Source organism: Mesorhizobium sp. M0909 (assembly GCF_040319515.1).
In the GTDB taxonomy this organism is placed as follows: Bacteria; Pseudomonadota; Alphaproteobacteria; order Rhizobiales; family Rhizobiaceae; genus Mesorhizobium.
In genome coordinates, this window is the sequence record NZ_JAMYOA010000021.1 from 81,061 (window position 1) to 98,732 (window position 17,672).

Consider the following 17,672-nt stretch of genomic DNA (forward strand, 5'->3'; position numbering starts at 1 on the left):
GGTCAGGCCCGCTCGATCTTCAGCCAGCGGGCGCAGGCGAGATAGGCGATGGTGACCACCGCCATCAGGATGATCGACAGCGCCGAGGCGAGCGGAAAGTCGCCGCGCCGGCCGATCTGCATCATGACGAGCTGCGGCATCAAAAGCTCGTTGTTGCCGCCGAGGATCTGCGGCGTGATGTAATCGCCGATGCACAGCACAAAGGTGAGGAAGGCACCGACCATGATGCCAGGCAAGGTCAGCGGCAGAACGACATGCAGGAAAGTCCGCAGCGGCCCGGCGCCGAGGTCGGCGGCGGCCTTGCGGTAGCTGGGGCTGAGCTGCTTCAGATTGGCGAAGATCGTCAGCGTCAACAGCATGACGAAGAAATGCACGAAGCCGGTGATGGTGGCCAAACGCGTATTGGCGAGTTGCAGCGGTTCGCCGAACAGGCCGGAGCCGGTCAACGCGCGGTTGACGACGCCGTTCTGTGCCAGCACCAGCAGCCACGAATAGGAGCGCACGACATAGGAGGTCCAGAAGGGCAGCACCGCCAGCATCAGCGCCAGCCGCTGCCAGCGCTCCGGCACCTGTTCGGCCAGAATCCAGGCAAAGGGATAGGCAAGCAGCACCGAGATAATGGTGACGATCGCTGTGACCTGTAGCGAGTTCACCATCGCCTGCCAGTAAGATGGATTGGCAAAGAACTGGCTGTAGTTGGACAGCGTGAAGCCGCCGCCTTCATGCGCCGTCAGGCTGGATACCGCCATGGCGACGAAGGGCAGCACGAAGAACAGCAACGTCCAGCCGAGCGCCGGCGTGACCAGCGCCCAGGGCAGGGCACGCCCGCTGTTGACGGAGTTCACGACTGGCAGCCGGTCATTGCGCCTGCAGCATTTCGGTCCAGACGTCCTGCAACTTCTTATCGAGATCGGCATTCGGCGCCGGATAGGGCTGCGCCCGGGCGAGGAATTCCGGCTGCTCGTCGAAGCGCAGGATCTTCTTCTGCTCGTCGCTCAGGGCCGCCTTGCTGTTGGCCGGCATGCCCCAATAGCAGGACGAGGTGGCGAGCCGCGCCTGGCCTTCGGGGCTCATAATGTACTGGATGAATTTAAGCGCCAGCTCCTTGTTCTTGGAATCATTGAACATTGCCAGCGACTGCGACCACAGCACCGCGCCTTCTTTCGGAATAGAGAAGTCGAGGGCAGGGTTTTCCTTGGCCAGCCCCGCCGTCACCCATTCGCCGCCGCCGACCAGTATGTCGACTTCGCCGGTCGCCAGTGCCGTCTGGCTGGCGGTCACTTCGCCGACCAGCTTGGCGTTGGCCTTCATTTTGAGCAGCTCTTCCTTGATGGCAGGAAGGTCGGCTTCCGTCAGTTCCGCCGTCTTCTTGCCGATCGCCAGTGCGGCCATGCCGATGACCGGCAGGTAATAATCGTAGATGGCGATCTTGCCCTTGTATTTGTCGCCGGTCAGCGCGGCAAGCGACTGCATGTCGGCCGGGTCGACCTTGGTCTTGTTGTAGCCGATCGTGTTGTAGCCGAACTTTTCGGTGATGCCGTAGCGCTTGCCGTCGACGACGGTGGAGCTATCCATCTTCACCTGCGGAAACAGATCGGCCAGCGGCAGCTTATCTTCCGGTAGCGGTTCGAACAGGCCTTTTTCGACGCCGCGCGGTATGTCAATGCTGTCGATCACCATCACGTCCCAGTCGCCGGGCTGCGACTGTTCGACGATGGCCAGGCCGGCGCCGGTGCCTTCGAACTCCTTGACATTGACCTTGACGCCGTTCGCCTCCTCGAACGGCTGCAACAGCGCCGGATCGGCGTGATCGCACCAGATCAGCGCGTTGAGGTCCTCCGCCTGAGCGAGGCTGCCAGCCGCCAGCAGCAGTGCTGTCGCAGCACAGACGGCATGGAGACGGCTCTTCAGAGCGGAAAGCGAGTTCGCAATAGTTGGATACGGAGTCTTCAGATTGATGGACATCGAGTGTTCTCCCTTGCCTTTTTGGCTATGGAAAAAAATTGAACCAATTCTAAAATTGAGTCAATTCCGATTTTGTGGCAAACAGCCGATATGAGCGGATTGCGGGCAAGGCAGAAGGCGGACCGGCACCGCCGCATCATCGAGGCGGCGGCGGAGCTTTTCCGCGATGCCGGTTATGAAGGCGCCAAGATCGAGACCATCGCCGCGCAGGCCGAAGTCTCGGTCGGCACGATCTACAACTACTACCAGAACAAGGGCGACATCCTCGGCGCCATCGTTTCGATGGAGGTCAACGAGGTGCTGAATGCCGGGCGCGGCGTCGTCGCCAACCCGCCAGCCAATGTCGGCGACGCTCTCGATACGCTGCTCGGCATCTATATCGAACATTCGCTGCATTATCTCAGCAAGGAGATGTGGCGGCAGGCGATGGCGATCTCGACGCAGCTGCCCGACAGCCCGTTCGGCCAGGCCTATACGGCGCTCGACCGGGCACTGACCGAGCAGATCCGCGCGCTGATCGCCAGGCTACAGGCGCTCGGCCTGGTGCGCCGCGACATCGACGGTCCGGCGCTCGGCGAACTCATCTTCAACAACATGAACATGATGTTCATCGAGTTCGTGAAGCGCGAGGAGGCGAGGATTGCAGAGTTGCGCACGGCGATACGCAGGCAGAACCGGATATTGGTGGCGGCGATCGGAGTGTAAGAAGATCAAGGGCGAGAAGGGCCAGCAACACAAATCGCCGTTGCCGGAGCACCGCCTAACGGTTGATCAGCCATAGAATGGCCGAGAGCACGATGCTGACCAGTATCCCCGTGGCGATGGGGACATAAAGCCTGAAGTTCTCACGCTCGATCACGATATCGCCGGGCAGCCTGCCAAGGCCGGTCCGGGCCAACCAAGGCCAGAGCAGGCCTATGGCGACTATGCTGAGACCAACGACGATCAGAGTTCGCGACATGGCATCCTGCCGGAAATAGCATCGTGCCAGAAATATAGTGTTGACGGGTCTCGCAAGCAGCGCTTCTCTCGATGTTGCCTCTTGAGTTGAGATTGAAATCTGCTACAACCTGAACGGGCATCAAAGGAGGGATCGGATGCGGATTTCCATCTGGCATTGGGCTATACTGCTGCTGCTGATCGGCGTGCCTGTTTTCTTTGCCGTTCGGTCAGCCGCAAAGCCATTACAGGATCCTTCGGCTCTCGTAGGTTTTGGAGGCTGGCTTATGCTGCTGGCGATTGGACAGTGCTTGGCACCTTTCCGCACGCTGGCTGAGCTGTTCTCTTCGAGCGGGGGCTATCGACAGCTAATGACGCTCCCCAACGGCGCCTTGGCGGTCTACGGCGAGGTCGCCCTGTTGCTGGCGTTTCTGGTGCTCCAGCTGGTTGTGTTCGTTGCAATGCTCCGGCGGAGTTCCCGTTTCAAGCAGCTGTTCCTGTATCAGTGGTTTGCAATACCAATCGTGTTTTTTCTGGACGCGGTATGGATCTCAGCGGTTATGAGCGCTCCTGTGAGCTTGGTGCTTGCAGGGGATGCGTTGGTAATGCCCGCAGTTTCTTTTGTCCTGACCGGCGTCTGGGTCGCCTACGTTTACAAGTCGGTCAGGGTGAGAAACACGTTCGACAGGGCCGCGATATCCGGTCAGGTCACGAGTGCTTCATAGAGCTTGCCGCGAGCCCTATGTATGGCTGCTGACAAAAATGTCGGGCGCCCGGTATCGACCCGGATCACCCAGCCGTTAGGCCTGCTCGAGCGAGGATTTCAGGAGCCGGCGTGACACGCCCGTGCGGCTTGCAGTAGCCGGGGTCGATCGCGCGATAGCCAAACAGATGGCCGAGTGGCGCCAGGATCCCCAGCGCCACTCGCTGAATCGCAGGTGGCGGGTACGTGAAGACGATTACATCGGCAAATTCTCTGGCGATAACTGCCGCCTGAAGCGGCGAAGGCCTGCCTTTTTTGTCCACCTTGCCGGCATTGGCCAGGCCGAAGAGCATGCCAATCAGCAGCTCGAAACGGTTCGGGTCGATATCGTTCGCGCCTGGCGCCCGGTCGACTTCGACCAGCACATGCGCTTCTTCGGTTTTGCTGCTGTTCCACCAATCATGTGCGACGCCTGCTTCGACCGTGGCGGATTGGTCTGGCCCCAGGGACAAAGTCTTCCCGGCGATGCGAGCGTCGAGCCGGCCGCCGAGGACGGCAAACCGTTCCGTCAGGTTCGGGTGGTAGTGCTCGCCCACCACTGCGGCCCCCGGCCGGGCGGTCAGATGAGCGATGCCAGGTCCCTGGCCGCGGTCTTCGGTGCCACGCAGGATGACGGCATATTCGCCGGTCACCTTGTTCTCGTAGACATCTCCACAGCGTGACATGGATCGGCTCCGGAGTTTCAGACCACCAGGGCCCGGCAAGTTATCGTCAAAGGGTTGGTCGTTCAACGACGCTCGAACGGGCGATTGCGGAAACACTAGTTGCCGGCTCTTCGTCAACGCGGGCGATCAGCGCTCTACCGGACATGCTTTGGCGGCCGCGCTCGTGGAAACGGCACGACCGTCAGTGGCGCCTTGCGGAATTCCGCGATGGCTATTTCTTCAATCAGCGCGTCGAGGGCCTCGTTGACGCGTCGACTCGTTTCATCCGCGCCGTAGAGGCGGTTTTGTGCGCATTCCAAAAGTTCGCGTGCCGCGGCGAAATCACTTCGCATGACAACACCCTTTGGTTTTTGGCCCGCCGCACGGCCATTGTCGGCGCGCTTAATTGAGCGAGTGCTAATATACGCTGGAGCAATTTAATCGAATGCTGTTAAGTGGCCGTCGGGAGGCGGGACGAACCCATGGCCCAGCAAAAAGCAAGACAGAAATGAGCTCGGCGTCTCCTGGTAGGAGATGCTTGAGCCCGATCTGGTTCAGGCTAAGCCGGCAATTTCACGGGAACTTTCTGGCGATCCCGACGCTTCCGGTACGTACCGTCCTAATCTTTCGTATAGTCAGGCCCAAAACGGGTCGGCAGGTTGTCGGCGAGTTTCAACCAAGGGAGCTTCTCCTCAAAAGCGACATGCAGCGTAGGTGCAAATTTTTCTGGCTCCTCCATCGCCGCCGCAAAAAAATGCATGACATCAGACATGTTCTTTGAGCGGAAGGACAGCGGCGTACCACAGTGATCGCAAAATGTTCTTTCCACACCGGGAGAAGAGTTGAATACCTTCGGTAGCTTGCCCAGCCATCGCCATTGGCCGTTCGAGACGCCAATATAAGCGGTCATCGGCGCAGAACATTGCCGCCGACAACTTTCACAATGACAGACCACGCAGGCCTGTGCCGGGCCATCGACTTCAAAGGCAATAGCGCCACATAAGCAATGACCACGCATGCAAATACTCCTCGAGTGAACAAGGACAGCTTCATGCCTGGGCGTGAGGGAGGCGCCATGAAATGCGCCGAGCTGGCGCCCAATTCCGACATTCGGCGCTGGCGATTGTCCTCGCCCGCGCGAGGCGTTGCCTCCAAGCTGCCCTACTATCGCCTTTGCGACATATTGAAATGTTCGTAGAGTTTCTCCGCCAGGCCGCTGGCGCCAAAGCCCGTCAATACCGATGAAAGTGCCAGCGGCGCCTTCTTGTCGAGCATGGCCTTGGCGATCATCAGATCGTCGCTTCGCTTATGAGTCCTCAGCCTAATACGATCTTGGGCGGCTTAAGAATTCTCTGGCGGCGGCAATCTGGCGTCGATGCTCGCGAAGGAATGCCGCGCCGAAGCAAATGGCGAATGCCAGTACCGAAAGGCTTGTGGTTGCTCTTGATGCAGGATCAGGATCGGGACTTATCAGGAAACGGAAGCCGAACGCGAAGGCGAAGACGACAACGCCACCAAACATGCCGCTGACGAAGGGGGCGGTCGTGCGTTTCTGCTCCAACGAAGACTCCTAGGTTTTCCGCTAGGGAACTATGGTTTCCGCCAGGGAATATATGCGTTGAAGCTGATGTGCCACCGATCCTGACGGCCCCGGCCTGTGGATATCGGGGATGAGCAGATATCAAGCGCCCCGGAGGTCTCAAGAAGCCCGTGCTGGTGCCCCCGGACGGCGCTAAGGGCCAAATCCAACTGGAGCAGTCCACCCGAATTTTTACCCCTAAAAATCAAGGGAATACGAGAGTATCTTCCCCTGAAGAGGTTAAGCTCGGTGTACCTCTTTGTGCCCGAGCGGTGTACCTTCTGTCACCCTTGTTAGGCGAGGACGTTGACCATTACCCGCTGCCGTTCGTAGTCGCATAGTGCGCAGTGCAGCTCAGGAACACCTTCCCACTGTCCAACCCTCTGGGATCAAAACCCAATCACTCAGAACGACCGAGTTCGACCCCATTGCGGACGCTCGTCGAAGTGTAGATGCTGCAGATGTCAGGAGGGTATCGCTTGATGTGGACCTTTGCGAAAAAGCTACTCGCGAAATCAAAAACAATGAATGCATTGCTCGGAGATGTCGTCTTCAAGACACCCCCGGTCGTCGGAAGTGCTAGCGATTCTTTCTTCGAATGGCGCGTTAAGAGGTCAATAGACCAGCGAGACGTCTACATAGGTCCTTCGATGAGGCCCGATGGTTACGCTGGTGCGGAAGGTTCCCCTACAAATTACATGAACTTTAGCCTTGAAGCGGCTACTCGGCTTCGGGACAATCTTAACGAGTGTATTGCTGTCGCTCGGCATCAAATGGATGATGATACCTCACCAGATACAAAACGAATGGCGTAAGTGTATGAACGACCTTGGGCACCTTCCTTCGGTAGACCTTCCGATTGCCGCGCGGTTGGACATGCTCCAGTGTCATTTTCATCCTTGGTGGACCCTCGGTGTACCTTTTGGTGTACCTCGGGGGACGTTGAAACCCTTGAGTTCCTTGATTTCTGGGGTTTGTCGGGTGGAAACTGGTGCCCCCGGACGGGATCGAACCGCCGACCTTCGGTTTACAAAACCGCTGCTCTACCAGCTGAGCTACAAGGGCACGGCGCTCCGGTTAGCATATTTGCTGCGCCAGTAAAGACAAAACTCCGTTTTTCGGTTCCCGGCGGACGCGCCGGTTCTGCCGCCAGGGCGTCCTGAAAACGGCCAATTCGCTTCCTATATTGATCGAAGGTGCAATCGCATCAGCGAGGCAGTCGCATGATCAGGCTTGTCATCATTCTCCCGCTCGTCTTCGTGGCCTGGGTTCTCTTGGTGAAGCTCGTCAAGGATCTGAAGCGCGCCAATATCGACTGGACCGGCGTCACCACCATCATCGGCTTCATCGCGCTCGCGTTCTGGCTTCGCCATATCACCGGCATGGGCTGAGGCCTGCCGATTGTTCCGGTGGATTGTCGACCAGCGCGACCGTTTGTGGTCGCGGCTGACAGTATCAGACTGGCACCCCACTGCCCCCTTTTTCTGCGTGTCTGAGTGGCGGGGCAGAGGGGTTGTTCCTGCGACCTCTTAGGACCTGGGTTCCTCGCCCGCCGCGAAGCAGGGGAGAGGTGGCCCCCAAGCGGCCGGAAAGGGGCCTTCGTAGGGCGCGGTCCCCTCTTCGTCGCGGCTTCGCCGCGCCACCTCTCCCCACTTCCGTGAGCGAGGAACCCAAGCTGGAATAAAGTCGCGCTCCGTCAGCCTCTCTGTCCTGTCGAACATCGCTTAAGGCGAGATCGGATGCCGCTTCAGCATTCGCCAACACTCTTGCCGATGTACAGGGATTTCCCGACAGCCTAATCTACTGCCGAGCCGAAATAGGGAGAGAGGGCGCTTGGGCGAGCACGATCCGAACGAAGAGCCGATCGAGACGGTTTTCCGCAACGGCACAATCACCACCGTCGGCATCCTGCTGGCGTTCTCGCTGGGCTTCATCACGCATTGGGCCGCCAACCCGATACCATGGGAAATCTATCACCTGGCCGCCGTCGTGCCGATTTTGATCGGCATTGCCCTGCAGATACGAGCGCTGCGGTTGCTGCTCGACATAACGTCTCTACAACGGCGCGTTTATGAACGCGCCAATCGTATCTTCATTGCCGGCCTCATCTTCACCGCCTGCGGAGTTGGGCTGGCGATGCTGCTTGACTTCTACGACCTGTCGACCAAGAGCGCGGTGCCCGGGGGCTAGCTCTGGCCATCCTGGCAGATGTCGCACCATTCGGCGCTGGTCAGCGCTGCCATGCCCTCGGTTTGCTGCCAGGGCCGGGAGGGGTCGGCAGGCCGCCGATCATCCTCGTCACCTGCGCTGCTGCATCGCGCACCAGCGGGCCGATTTCGGCCAGCCGCTCCGGTGTGACCCGTACCGTCGGCCCGGAGACCGAGACGCCGCCGATCGGTTCGCCGAATTCGTTGAAGATGGCGGCGGCGACACAGCGCATGCCCGGATGCCGCTCCTCGTCGTCGACCGACCAGCCGCGCAGCTTGATCGTCACCAGATCGCGGGCGAGCGCCGAGATGTCGGACAACGTGTTTTCGGTGAAGCGCTCCAGCCCGGCCCGGCGCAGTATGGTGGCTACCCGTTCCGGCTCGAGATGCGCCAGCACCGCCTTGCCGATGCCCGAGGCATGGAAGGAACTGCGCGTGCCCGGCCGGAAGAAGGCGCGGATCGCCTGGTGCGTCTCGACCTGGCTGACGAAGACCACGCAATCGTCCTCGGCGACGCCGAGATTGGCGGTCTCGCCGGTCTTCTCCATCAATTCCTGCATGACGATACGGGCGCGGTCGACCAGCTTGCGGCGGCGCAGGAACGCTGCGCCCATGCGATAGGTCTCGACGCCGATCGACCACAGCTGGTCGGTGCCTTCGAACTCGACCATGCCATGGTTCTCCAGCGTCGTCAGCATGCGGTAGGCGGTGGATGCCGGCAGGCCGGAACCGGCGGCGATCTCGCTCAACGACAGGCCGCTGCCATCGGCGACGATTGCCAGGATGCGCAGCGCCCGGTCCAGCGACTGCACCGAGGCGGCCTCGGACGGCCCGTTGAAAGCGCGCGGCCGGCCGCGCTGACGTTTTTCGGTAGTTTCCATCGGGCCATTCTCCGCCCTGTTCGCCCAACAAGCAATGAAAAAGTTTTTCATCGGCCGGCGAAGCTAATTTATGGAAAACAGAAAGGCCAATCAATTCAAGCAAGCAAGAGCCGTTCCCTAGAAATGAAAAAATATTCTGAAAAAATTGAAAAATAATCGACGCACTGGCATCATCAGCCATCAACAATTCCGTGGAGGCTGACATGGCCAGGATGCGCGCAGTCGACGCAGCGGTTCTCGTTCTTGAAAAGGAAGGCATCTCCTGTGCCTTCGGCGTGCCGGGTGCTGCGATCAACCCGCTCTATTCGGCGCTGAAGGCGAGGGGCAGCATCCGCCACATCCTTGCGCGGCACGTCGAGGCGGCCTCGCATATGGCCGAAGGGTTTACCCGCGCCGGATCGGGCAATATCGGTCTGTGCATCGGCACCTCGGGTCCGGCCGGCACCGACATGATCACCGGCCTCTATTCGGCCGCCGCCGATTCTATCCCCATCCTCTGCATCACCGGGCAGGCGCCGCGCGCACGTCTCAACAAGGAGGATTTTCAGGCCGTCGACATCGCCGCCATCGCCGCACCCGTCGCCAAATGGGCTGTTACCGTCATGGAGCCCTATCTGGTGCCGATGGCGCTGCAGAAGGCGTTCCATCTGATGCGCTCGTCGCGGCCGGGGCCGGTGCTGGTCGACCTGCCGGTCGATGTGCAACTGGCGGAGATCGAGTTCGACATCGATGCCTACGAGCCGCTGGTGCCGTTCAAGCCGGCAATGTCGCGCGCTCAGGCGGAGAAGGCGCTGACGATGCTCGACGCGGCGGAAAAGCCTGTGATCGTCGCCGGCGGCGGCATTATCAACGCCGATGCGTCGGACCTGTTGATAGAATTCGCCGAAGTCACTGGTGTGCCTGTCATTCCGACGCTGATGGGCTGGGGCGCGATCCCCGACGACCACCGCCTGATGGCCGGCATGTGCGGACTGCAGACCTCGCATCGCTACGGCAATGCGACGATGCTCGAGGCCGATTTCGTTTTCGGCATCGGCAACCGCTGGGCCAACCGCCACACCGGTTCGGTCGACGTCTACACCAAGGGCAAGAAATTCATCCACGTCGATATCGAGCCGACGCAGATCGGCCGCGTCTTCGCGCCGGACCTTGGCGTCGTCTCGGATGCCGGTGCGGCGCTTAAAATGCTGCTCGACGTCGCCACCGAATGGAGGACGGCCGGAAAATTGCGCGACTGGTCGGGCTGGGCCGGCCAATGCCGGCAGCGCAAGAAGACGATGAAGCGCAAGACCCATTTCGACCAGGTGCCGCTGAAGCCGCAGCGCGTCTATGAGGAGATGAACAGGGCGTTCGGCCGCGACACCACCTATGTCACCACGATCGGCCTGTCGCAGATCGCCGGGGCGCAGTTCCTGCATGTCTATAAGCCGCGCAACTGGATCAATTGCGGCCAGGCCGGCCCGCTCGGCTGGACATTGCCGGCAGCCCTTGGTGTTCGCGCCGCCGATCCGGACCGCACAATTGTGGCATTGTCCGGCGACTATGATTTCCAGTTCATGATCGAGGAACTGGCGGCCGGCGCACAGCACAAATTGCCCTACATCCATGTCGTCGTGAACAACGCCTATCTCGGGCTAATCCGCCAGGCGCAGCGCGGGTTTTCGATGGATTTCGAAGTCAGCCTGGCCTTCGAGAACGTCAATCGACAGGGCGATGCCGAAGCTGGCTATGGCGTCGACCACGTCGCCGTTGCCGAGGCGATGGGCTGCAAGGCAGTCAGGGTGCGCCGGCCGGAGGAATTCGCCGGTGCCTTCGAAGAGGCAAAGCGCCTGATGGACGAGCACCAGGTTCCGGTGGTCCTCGAATTCATCCTCGAGCGCGTCACCAACGTTTCGATGGGTACCGAAATCGACAAGATCACCGAATTCGAGGAGCTTGCCGAGCGCCATGAAGATGCCCCCACGGCGATCGTCATGCTCGATTAAGCCGCATATGAGGAACTACTGCCATGCCACGGTTTTCAGCCAATCTTTCGATGCTCTTTGGCGAGCATGACTTTCTCGACCGCTTCGATGCCGCTGCCCGCGCGGGCTTCAAGGGCGTCGAGTATATCGGTCCCTATGACCATGCGCCGGATGTCGTCGCGGCTAGGTTGAAGAAGAACGGGTTGACGCAGGTCCTGTTCAACCTGCCTGCCGGCGACTGGGCCAAGGGCGAGCGCGGCATTGCGATCCTGCCGGACCGCATCCCGGAGTTCCGGCAAGGCATTGCCAAGGTCGTCACCTATGCGCACGCGCTCGGCTGCGAGCAGGTCAATTGCCTCGCCGGCATCGCGCCGCAGAGCGTCGATCGCTCCGTGCTGGAGGACGTGTTCGCCGAAAACCTGGCTTTCGCGGCGGAAAAGCTGGAGCAGGCCGGCATCAGGCTGCTGATCGAGCCGATCAACACCCGCGACATTCCGGGCTTCTTCCTGAATTACTCGGATCCGGCCCTGGCGCTGATCGAGCGCGTCGGCTCGAAGAACCTGTTCCTGCAATACGACATCTATCACATGCAGATCATGGAGGGGGATCTCGCCCGTACCATCGAGGCAAACCTCGACCGCATCGCGCATATCCAGCTTGCGGATAATCCCGGCCGTCATGAGCCGGGGACGGGCGAGATCAATTTTCCCTTCCTGTACAACCACATCGACCGCATCGGCTATTCCGGCTGGGTTGGCGCGGAATACAAGCCGAAGGGTGGGACGGAAGCCGGACTCGGGTGGTTGCGGGAGTTGGCCGGGCAGGGGAGTGCGGCGGCGTAGACGCTACGCATCGCCGCCTTACAAGAAACGGAGAAAGACATGGACACCATCGGCTTTATCGGCCTCGGCATCATGGGCGCGCCGATGGCGGGGCATCTGCTTGATGCCGGCTATCAAGTCTTCGCCAGCGACCACCGCTCGAAACCGCCGGCCGATCTCGTCGACAAGGGTCTGAAGATCGTCTCCGGCCACAGCGCCGTCGCGAAAACGGCCGACATTGTCATCACCATGGTTCCCGACACGCCGCAGGTGGCCGATGTGCTGTTCGGCGAAAACGGCGTCGCGTCCGGGCTGACAAGAGGCAAGCTTGTCATCGACATGAGCTCGATCTCGCCGATCGAGACCAAGGAATTCGCAAAAAAGATCAACGATCTCGGCTGCGACTACCTCGATGCGCCGGTGTCGGGCGGCGAGGTCGGCGCCAAGGCGGCGTCGCTGACCATCATGGTCGGCGGCGAGGAAAAAGCCTTCGACCGCGCCAGGCCGGTGTTCGAAAAGATGGGCAAGAACATCACGCTGGTCGGACCGAACGGCGTCGGCCAGACAACCAAAGTCGCCAATCAGATCGTCGTCGCGCTGACCATCGAGGCCGTCGCCGAAGCGCTTGTCTTTGCTTCAAAAGCCGGTGCCGATCCGGCCAAGGTGCGGCAGGCGCTGATGGGCGGATTGGCCGCCTCGCGCATCCTCGAAGTGCATGGCGAGCGCATGATCAAACGCAGCTTCGCGCCGGGCTTCCGCATCGAACTGCACCAGAAGGATCTTAATCTCGCTCTCGAAGGCGCCAAGGCGCTCGGCGTCGCGCTGCCCAACAGCTCGACGACACAGCAACTGTTCAACTCCTGCGCGGCGAATGGCGGGGCCAAAGAAGATCACTCGGCGCTGGTCAGGGCGCTGGAGCGGATGGCGGGATGTGAAGTGGGTGAGTAGTGAGTAGTGAGTAGTGAGTAGGAAATAGCACTGAGTAATTGGTAATGAGTTGGTGACGACCTACGTGCAGTCTCACCATTCACTCTTTCAAAAATTTCCTTGCCGCATAAAGGCTCACCGCCGCGGCATTCGACACGTTGAGCGAGCGGATGGCGCCGGGCATGTCGAGCCGGGCGAGCATGGTCACTGTCTCGCGCGTTTTCTGGCGCAGGCCTTTGCCCTCGGCGCCAAGCACCAATGCGATCTTTTCTCCCGAAAAACTCTTTTCGAGCTCCGCCGGACCGTCCGAATCCAGCCCTATCGTCTGAAACCCGGCCTCGTGCAGTTGGCCGAGTGCGTCGGCGAGGTTCTTCACCTCGATCTGATCGATGTGCTCCAGCGCGCCGGAAGCCGACTTCGCCAGCACGCCGGATTCCTGTGGGCTGTGGCGCGCCGTGGTGATCAGCGCGCCGGCGCCGAAAGCCACCGCCGAGCGCAGGATCGCGCCGACATTGTGCGGATCGGTGATCTGATCGAGCACCAGCACCAGCCTGGCATCGCCAAGCGCATCGAGGCGCTTCGGTTTCAGCGGCTCGGCCTCGATCAGCACGCCCTGGTGCACGGCATCGGAGCCGGTGACCTTGTCGATGTCCCTGGGTTCGACCAGTTCCGCCTTGAAGGGCAAAGCGCCGAGATCGGCGATTGCCAGTCGCTCGGCAGCGTTGCGCGTCACCAGCATTTTTTTGATCTTGCGGCGCGGATTGTCGAGCGCCGCCCGCACCGTGTGCAGCCCGTAGAGCCGCACCAGCCCATCGGCGGCGGTCTCGCCGGGCGGCACCGGCTGGCGTGGCCTGAACGCCGGCGCGCCGCCGCTCTTCTCGTCGCGATGCGCACGGCGCAGCTTGGCGTAGTGGGTGTCTTTCGGGGTCTTGGATTTGTTATCGTTGCTCATGGCCGGCTTCTATAGCCGTGTCGTCCGGTCATGGATACAGCCGCACAAGCTGCTTGTCGGGCGAGGTGTGAAATTCAGCGCTTTTTGCCGGGATGTTGCGGTTGACAGTTTTGGACGCTCCCGCCATAAGGCGCTGCGCGGAAAGGCTGCTTTGGCGGCCGCGACGCGTCGATGCCTCGTTGCATGGCTCCGGCGGCAGACTGGAGAGGTGCCCGAGTGGTTAAAGGGGACGGACTGTAAATCCGTTGGCTATGCCTACGTTGGTTCAAATCCAACCCTCTCCACCACTGCCGGCCCGGAAGCCCTGAAACGCAGCGCGAGCGTCGGAGCGGATCCGATGCTTGACTGAAAGGCGCGGGTATAGCTCAGTGGTAGAGCAGCAGCCTTCCAAGCTGAATATGCGGGTTCGATTCCCGCTACCCGCTCCAGATTTCCCCAGGCCACGGCGCACTTCGCGCACGATCCCGAAGCAGGCGGCGCCAAGCGAAGCGCTTGCCGATAGTTCAGAGCGTTCAATGCGCGTCCAGAAGGACGCGCATCTTAATCTGTGTTTTACGCATATCGTTGTCCCGAACCGCAGGCGGCGTTGGGCGACAGGCGTCAGCTCGCGAATTTGCTGAATATGGACGCGAGCTGGTTCTGCTGCGGCACTTGCCCGTTCGGCGTCAGCTGGTCGACAAGTCCCGGCAAGGCCGCGGACAATTGCTGGAGCAATTCCTGCTGATTCAGGCCCGTCCTTTGCGCGATCTCCTGAATGATTTGCGGCCCGAGAGCGCTGCCCAGATCGTTGGGGTTGATCGGCTGGTTCTGACCGGTGCCGACCCACGAATTGGCGACGTTGCCGTGGCCGGCGTCCTTCAGTTTGTCGAGCAGGCCGCCCAGACCGCCAAGCAGTCCGCCGTCGGCGGATGCGGTTGTATCAGGCGGGACGGGGGCAGGGCTCTGCGCTGCCTCCGGCTGGGCGGAACTTCCACTGCTCAGCATTTTTCCCACCAAAAGTGCGCCGAGCGCGATCATCAGCGGCTTGGCGACTTTGCCGCCGGGAACGGCATTGTCAAACAGTCCCATTGTGGATCTCCATGTCAAATTGCCCGTCCGTCTCCGACAATGACGCATTCATGGCGAATTTCAAGCCGGTTTGAGCTTTCCGTAATCATGATTTTCAAGTTGGCTTGAGCTTTGCTTAATAATGTGGAAGTAATCGGGTGCGGGGAACGGAGAGGAAAAATGTCAATATTAAGCTGGATTATTCTCGGCGTCATCGCCGGCTTCATAGGCAGCAAGATCGTCAATAAAAGCGGGCAGGGCCTGGTGCTCGATATCGTGCTTGGGATTGTCGGCGCTATCGTCGGCGGACTGATCTTCAGCGCTTTTGGTGCGTCGGGCGTTACGGGGCTTAACATCTATAGCCTGATCGTAGCCGTGATAGGCGCGATAGTTGTCCTGTGGGCTTATCACCAGTTTACCGGCAGGCGGGCTCTTTAGAAACGGGCAGATCGGCAGTTGCGTCGGCATTCACCCGAATACCGAGCGCCTATCTGATCCTTTTGAGGATCTGGCGGATCAGCGTGTTGAGGCCGGCTTCCAGCCCTTTCACCATAATCGGCCATAGTTCCTCCAGCAATCGCTGCCATACGGCATCGCGCCCAATCCTCACCGGCAGATTGGGCATCTCGCCCATTGCCGCCGTCACGTCGCGACGCAGCCGCTCGCCACAGGCGCTTGCGCCGCTGATCGTCGGATCGAAGGGCAGCCGGGTAAAATCCCATTTTCCGCGCTGCTCGATGCCGAGATTGCTCTCGACTTCGGCATGCGACAGCACCGTTTTGGGCGTGACCTTGATGCGGTAATACTTGCAGAGTTCGGCGACAACCATGGTCATCGCGTTCCACTGCGCTCTGGTCATCGGATAGCGGCCGGCATCGAACGGCCTTTCCTCCGCCCCGGCCATGCAGCAGAGCGAAACCCCGATCGAGCCGCCGTTGCAGTTGAGCGTGTGCGCGGCATATCCCGGTTTTACCCGACCCGAATTGAGCGCGATCGAAGGCCGGCCCCTGACCAGACGGCCATTCCCCTCGACCAGTATGTGATACGCATCCTTATCGGTATCGCCGGCCGAATGCGAGCCTGCCGTCCAATGGCAAACGACGCGCTTCATCGCAACGTTGGGCAACCAGTCGGGCGGCAATGCCACAGAAATCTCCGCCACATAAGTTCAGTGACGCAGCACAGTATAATTTCCTTGGCGGCGGACGCGAAAACGAAACGATAGTTTGGTTGAGCGTTTCTAACGGTCAGCTATTCGCCGGCATCTTCGGCGACCGCGTGTTCTCTGTATTGCGGCAGATCGTCGGTGATCGTGAACCATTTCGCCTTGGAGCCGACGAAGATGTGCTGCGTCGGGCGGATGGTTGGCTCGTCGACGAGGCTTCCCATGGCGACATGCACGAAGGCACCGTCCCGGACCACCGAATAGAGCAACGAGCCGCAAGTCTTGCAGTGCGCGTCATGGCCGGTTTCGTCGCCGAAGATCATGAGATTGTCCTCGCCCCTCGCCAGGCTCAGCCTGTCCCGCTCGATGCCGGCGAACGGCTTGAAGGCCGAGCCGGTGGTGCGCCGGCAGTTCGAGCAGTGGCAGTTCGCGGCATAGACGAACGCGTCCGCCACCGCGTACTGAACGGCGCCGCACAGGCATTTTCCGGCGAGCATGCGGTTGCTTGCATTCTGGTTGTTTCCGTTCTCCGGGCTTGTCATACGCTTCTCCACTCAGGCGATTGTCCCTACGCCGTTTCCAGCTCTAGGCGACGACGGTTAGCCGGCGCTTGCGCTCGTCGAGCGAGACGATGGTCAACCCGCTGGCCACCACCAGCAGGATGCCGCAGATGGCCAGCGCATTCGGGAGCTGCCGGAAAACCACCAGGCCTGAAATTACCGCCCAGACGGTAAAGCAATAGTAGAACGGCGCCACCACGCTGGTCGGCCCGATACGATAGGCCATGAAAATGAAGAAGTGGCCGAAGATCAGGAACAGTCCGGCGCCGCCCATCAGCAGCAGGTGACGGGTTTCAGGCACCACCCACTGCTCGGAAACCAGATGCGCAGCGCCGGCGCCGGCGAGCACCACAATCACTGCGGAAATAGCCACGACCATTCCCGGCACGTCGGCGGCGACCTTGCGCCCGGCCAGATCGCGCGCCGCGGACAGGGCTGCATTGCCGAGCGCCAGCAGGGCGTAAACCGAAATGCCCTGCATCGTCGGTTGTGCCACCATCACCGCGCCGACAAAGCCGAGCCCGATCAGCGCCAGGCGAACCCCGCCGATCCGTTCGCCGAACAGCATCGAGGAGCCGACCAGCATCAGCAAGGGCGTGATCTGTCCGAGCGCGGTCGAATCGGCGATCTGCATGTTGGCGAGCGCAACCACGTAGCAAAGGATCGCACCCAGTTCGAGCAGGTTCCTGCGCAAAACCGTCGCATCGAGGATCAGCGGGATCTGCTTGCCATAGCCCAGCATGAACAGCAGCGGAATGCCCCACAATGTTGCCGCAGCGCCGCGCAGGAACAGCACCTCATAGGGCGGCAGTCCCGCGGTTGCGAGCTTCATCATCGTGTCGTTGACGATGTAGGACCCGGTCGAAACGACCATGAACAGCGGGCCTCGTATGGCAGTCGGGATGAAATGCATCGGCCCACGAAATCAGACCGGCGCCAAAGCGGCAATGGGCCAGATCCGGCTGTAAATCCGTCAAAGCCGTCAGCCGCCGCCGTAACCATTCCATTTGCCCTTGTTCGTTCCTATATCCGCGCCACATTCTCCGAAACCGGATCACGCGTTCGGGCGGGCGAGCGCGCTCGGCGACAAGGCACTTGTGTTTTTCGGCCTTAGTCGCTAATCGCCCCGCATTCGACTGAACTGAAGGTCCAGGCCGTCCAAGGAAAGAGACTATGGCAAAAGGTAAATTCGAGCGCACTAAGCCTCATGTGAACATTGGCACGATTGGTCACGTCGACCATGGCAAGACGTCGCTGA

At 60.6% G+C, this 17,672-nt stretch carries 22 protein-coding genes, 3 tRNA genes and 1 pseudogene; 11 read left to right on the top strand and 15 right to left on the bottom strand.

Going from position 1 to position 17,672, the window contains the following annotated elements; translation table 11 throughout:
• Nucleotides 1-2 precede the first annotated feature (2 nt).
• Nucleotides 3-845, bottom strand: a complete 843-nt coding sequence (locus NKH83_RS25980; protein WP_352808064.1) for an ABC transporter permease — start codon at nt 843-845, stop codon at nt 3-5.
• Between the two features lie 13 nt (nt 846-858).
• A complete protein-coding gene (locus tag NKH83_RS25985; RefSeq protein WP_352808065.1) occupies nt 859-1,965 on the bottom strand; it encodes a polyamine ABC transporter substrate-binding protein in 1,107 nt (368 codons plus the stop codon).
• Between the two features lie 90 nt (nt 1,966-2,055).
• Here NKH83_RS25985 and NKH83_RS25990 point away from each other — a divergent pair, with 90 nt between their 5' ends.
• Nucleotides 2,056-2,670, top strand: a complete 615-nt coding sequence (locus NKH83_RS25990) for a TetR/AcrR family transcriptional regulator (RefSeq protein ID WP_352705035.1) — start codon at nt 2,056-2,058, stop codon at nt 2,668-2,670.
• A gap of 55 nt (nt 2,671-2,725) precedes the next feature.
• Here NKH83_RS25990 and NKH83_RS25995 read toward each other — a convergent pair whose 3' ends face one another.
• On the bottom strand, nt 2,726-2,926 hold the full coding sequence (locus NKH83_RS25995; RefSeq protein WP_352808066.1) for a DUF2905 domain-containing protein: 201 nt from the start codon (nt 2,924-2,926) through the stop codon (nt 2,726-2,728).
• Nucleotides 2,927-3,062: 136 nt separating this feature from the next.
• Here NKH83_RS25995 and NKH83_RS26000 point away from each other — a divergent pair, with 136 nt between their 5' ends.
• A complete protein-coding gene (locus NKH83_RS26000) occupies nt 3,063-3,629 on the top strand; it encodes a DUF2569 family protein (RefSeq protein WP_352808067.1) in 567 nt (188 codons plus the stop codon).
• A gap of 64 nt (nt 3,630-3,693) precedes the next feature.
• On the opposite strand, the gene NKH83_RS26005 is transcribed toward NKH83_RS26000, so the two are convergent.
• From NKH83_RS26005 to NKH83_RS26030, 6 genes are all read right to left on the bottom strand, one after another.
• Nucleotides 3,694-4,299: a cupin domain-containing protein gene (locus NKH83_RS26005; RefSeq protein ID WP_352808068.1), complete on the bottom strand. Its 606-nt coding sequence runs from the start codon at nt 4,297-4,299 to the stop codon at nt 3,694-3,696.
• Between the two features lie 167 nt (nt 4,300-4,466).
• Nucleotides 4,467-4,664, bottom strand: coding sequence for a hypothetical protein (locus NKH83_RS26010; RefSeq protein ID WP_254817400.1), 198 nt, complete (start codon nt 4,662-4,664; stop codon nt 4,467-4,469).
• Between the two features lie 266 nt (nt 4,665-4,930).
• A complete protein-coding gene (locus NKH83_RS26015) occupies nt 4,931-5,329 on the bottom strand; it encodes a GFA family protein (RefSeq protein WP_352808069.1) in 399 nt (132 codons plus the stop codon).
• 146 nt (nt 5,330-5,475) lie between these two features.
• Complete coding sequence (locus tag NKH83_RS26020) at nt 5,476-5,601, bottom strand: hypothetical protein (RefSeq protein ID WP_352705027.1); 126 nt, start codon at nt 5,599-5,601, stop codon at nt 5,476-5,478.
• Between the two features lie 31 nt (nt 5,602-5,632).
• Nucleotides 5,633-5,872, bottom strand: a complete 240-nt coding sequence (locus NKH83_RS26025; protein ID WP_254817124.1) for a hypothetical protein — start codon at nt 5,870-5,872, stop codon at nt 5,633-5,635.
• A gap of 1,007 nt (nt 5,873-6,879) precedes the next feature.
• A tRNA-Thr gene (locus tag NKH83_RS26030) sits at nt 6,880-6,955 on the bottom strand.
• A gap of 158 nt (nt 6,956-7,113) precedes the next feature.
• Between NKH83_RS26030 and NKH83_RS26035 the strand changes: the two genes are divergently transcribed.
• Both NKH83_RS26035 and NKH83_RS26040 read left to right on the top strand, forming a co-directional pair.
• Nucleotides 7,114-7,281: a hypothetical protein gene (locus tag NKH83_RS26035; RefSeq protein ID WP_352649907.1), complete on the top strand. Its 168-nt coding sequence runs from the start codon at nt 7,114-7,116 to the stop codon at nt 7,279-7,281.
• A 442-nt stretch (nt 7,282-7,723) separates the two neighbouring features.
• Nucleotides 7,724-8,080, top strand: a complete 357-nt coding sequence (locus tag NKH83_RS26040; RefSeq protein WP_352477490.1) for a hypothetical protein — start codon at nt 7,724-7,726, stop codon at nt 8,078-8,080.
• A 40-nt stretch (nt 8,081-8,120) separates the two neighbouring features.
• Here NKH83_RS26040 and bhcR read toward each other — a convergent pair whose 3' ends face one another.
• Nucleotides 8,121-8,978 (bottom strand): HTH-type transcriptional regulator BhcR, encoded by an 858-nt coding sequence (bhcR, locus tag NKH83_RS26045; protein WP_352808070.1) that lies wholly within the window; start codon nt 8,976-8,978, stop codon nt 8,121-8,123.
• Nucleotides 8,979-9,181: 203 nt separating this feature from the next.
• Here bhcR and gcl point away from each other — a divergent pair, with 203 nt between their 5' ends.
• From gcl to NKH83_RS26060, 3 genes are read left to right on the top strand one after another with little or no spacing between them, the layout of a single operon-like run.
• Entirely contained in the window at nt 9,182-10,963 is a 1,782-nt protein-coding gene (gcl, locus tag NKH83_RS26050) for a glyoxylate carboligase (RefSeq protein ID WP_352808071.1), read from the top strand.
• Between the two features lie 23 nt (nt 10,964-10,986).
• Nucleotides 10,987-11,784 (top strand): hydroxypyruvate isomerase, encoded by a 798-nt coding sequence (gene hyi, locus NKH83_RS26055; RefSeq protein WP_352808072.1) that lies wholly within the window; start codon nt 10,987-10,989, stop codon nt 11,782-11,784.
• A gap of 9 nt (nt 11,785-11,793) precedes the next feature.
• A complete protein-coding gene (locus tag NKH83_RS26060; RefSeq protein WP_352808079.1) occupies nt 11,794-12,711 on the top strand; it encodes a 2-hydroxy-3-oxopropionate reductase in 918 nt (305 codons plus the stop codon).
• Between the two features lie 79 nt (nt 12,712-12,790).
• Here the strand turns inward: NKH83_RS26060 and NKH83_RS26065 are convergent, their stop codons facing one another.
• Nucleotides 12,791-13,642 carry a TrmH family RNA methyltransferase gene (locus tag NKH83_RS26065; RefSeq protein WP_352808073.1) on the bottom strand — a complete coding sequence of 284 codons (852 nt, stop codon included), beginning with the start codon at nt 13,640-13,642 and terminating at the stop codon, nt 12,791-12,793.
• Nucleotides 13,643-13,844: 202 nt separating this feature from the next.
• Here NKH83_RS26065 and NKH83_RS26070 point away from each other — a divergent pair.
• Together NKH83_RS26070 and NKH83_RS26075 are read left to right on the top strand one after the other, a co-directional pair.
• Nucleotides 13,845-13,929, top strand: a tRNA-Tyr gene (locus NKH83_RS26070).
• A gap of 67 nt (nt 13,930-13,996) precedes the next feature.
• A tRNA-Gly gene (locus NKH83_RS26075) sits at nt 13,997-14,070 on the top strand.
• Between the two features lie 172 nt (nt 14,071-14,242).
• Here the strand turns inward: NKH83_RS26075 and NKH83_RS26080 are convergent.
• Entirely contained in the window at nt 14,243-14,710 is a 468-nt protein-coding gene (locus NKH83_RS26080; protein ID WP_352808074.1) for a YidB family protein, read from the bottom strand.
• A gap of 159 nt (nt 14,711-14,869) precedes the next feature.
• On the opposite strand from NKH83_RS26080, the gene NKH83_RS26085 reads away from it, so the two are divergent.
• Complete coding sequence (locus tag NKH83_RS26085; protein WP_254817133.1) at nt 14,870-15,127, top strand: GlsB/YeaQ/YmgE family stress response membrane protein; 258 nt, start codon at nt 14,870-14,872, stop codon at nt 15,125-15,127.
• Nucleotides 15,128-15,176: 49 nt separating this feature from the next.
• Here the strand turns inward: NKH83_RS26085 and NKH83_RS26090 are convergent, their stop codons facing one another.
• The 3 genes from NKH83_RS26090 to NKH83_RS26100 all read right to left on the bottom strand — a co-directional run bounded on the left by NKH83_RS26090 (nt 15,177) and on the right by NKH83_RS26100 (nt 17,327).
• Entirely contained in the window at nt 15,177-15,836 is a 660-nt protein-coding gene (locus NKH83_RS26090; RefSeq protein WP_352808075.1) for an N-acetylmuramoyl-L-alanine amidase, read from the bottom strand.
• 104 nt (nt 15,837-15,940) lie between these two features.
• Entirely contained in the window at nt 15,941-16,396 is a 456-nt protein-coding gene (locus NKH83_RS26095; RefSeq protein ID WP_352808076.1) for a GFA family protein, read from the bottom strand.
• A 43-nt stretch (nt 16,397-16,439) separates the two neighbouring features.
• Nucleotides 16,440-17,327 carry a DMT family transporter gene (locus NKH83_RS26100; RefSeq protein WP_352808077.1) on the bottom strand — a complete coding sequence of 296 codons (888 nt, stop codon included), beginning with the start codon at nt 17,325-17,327 and terminating at the stop codon, nt 16,440-16,442.
• Nucleotides 17,328-17,587: 260 nt separating this feature from the next.
• Here NKH83_RS26100 and NKH83_RS26105 point away from each other — a divergent pair.
• A pseudogene (locus tag NKH83_RS26105) lies at nt 17,588-17,672 on the top strand (GTP-binding protein); the annotation flags it as partial.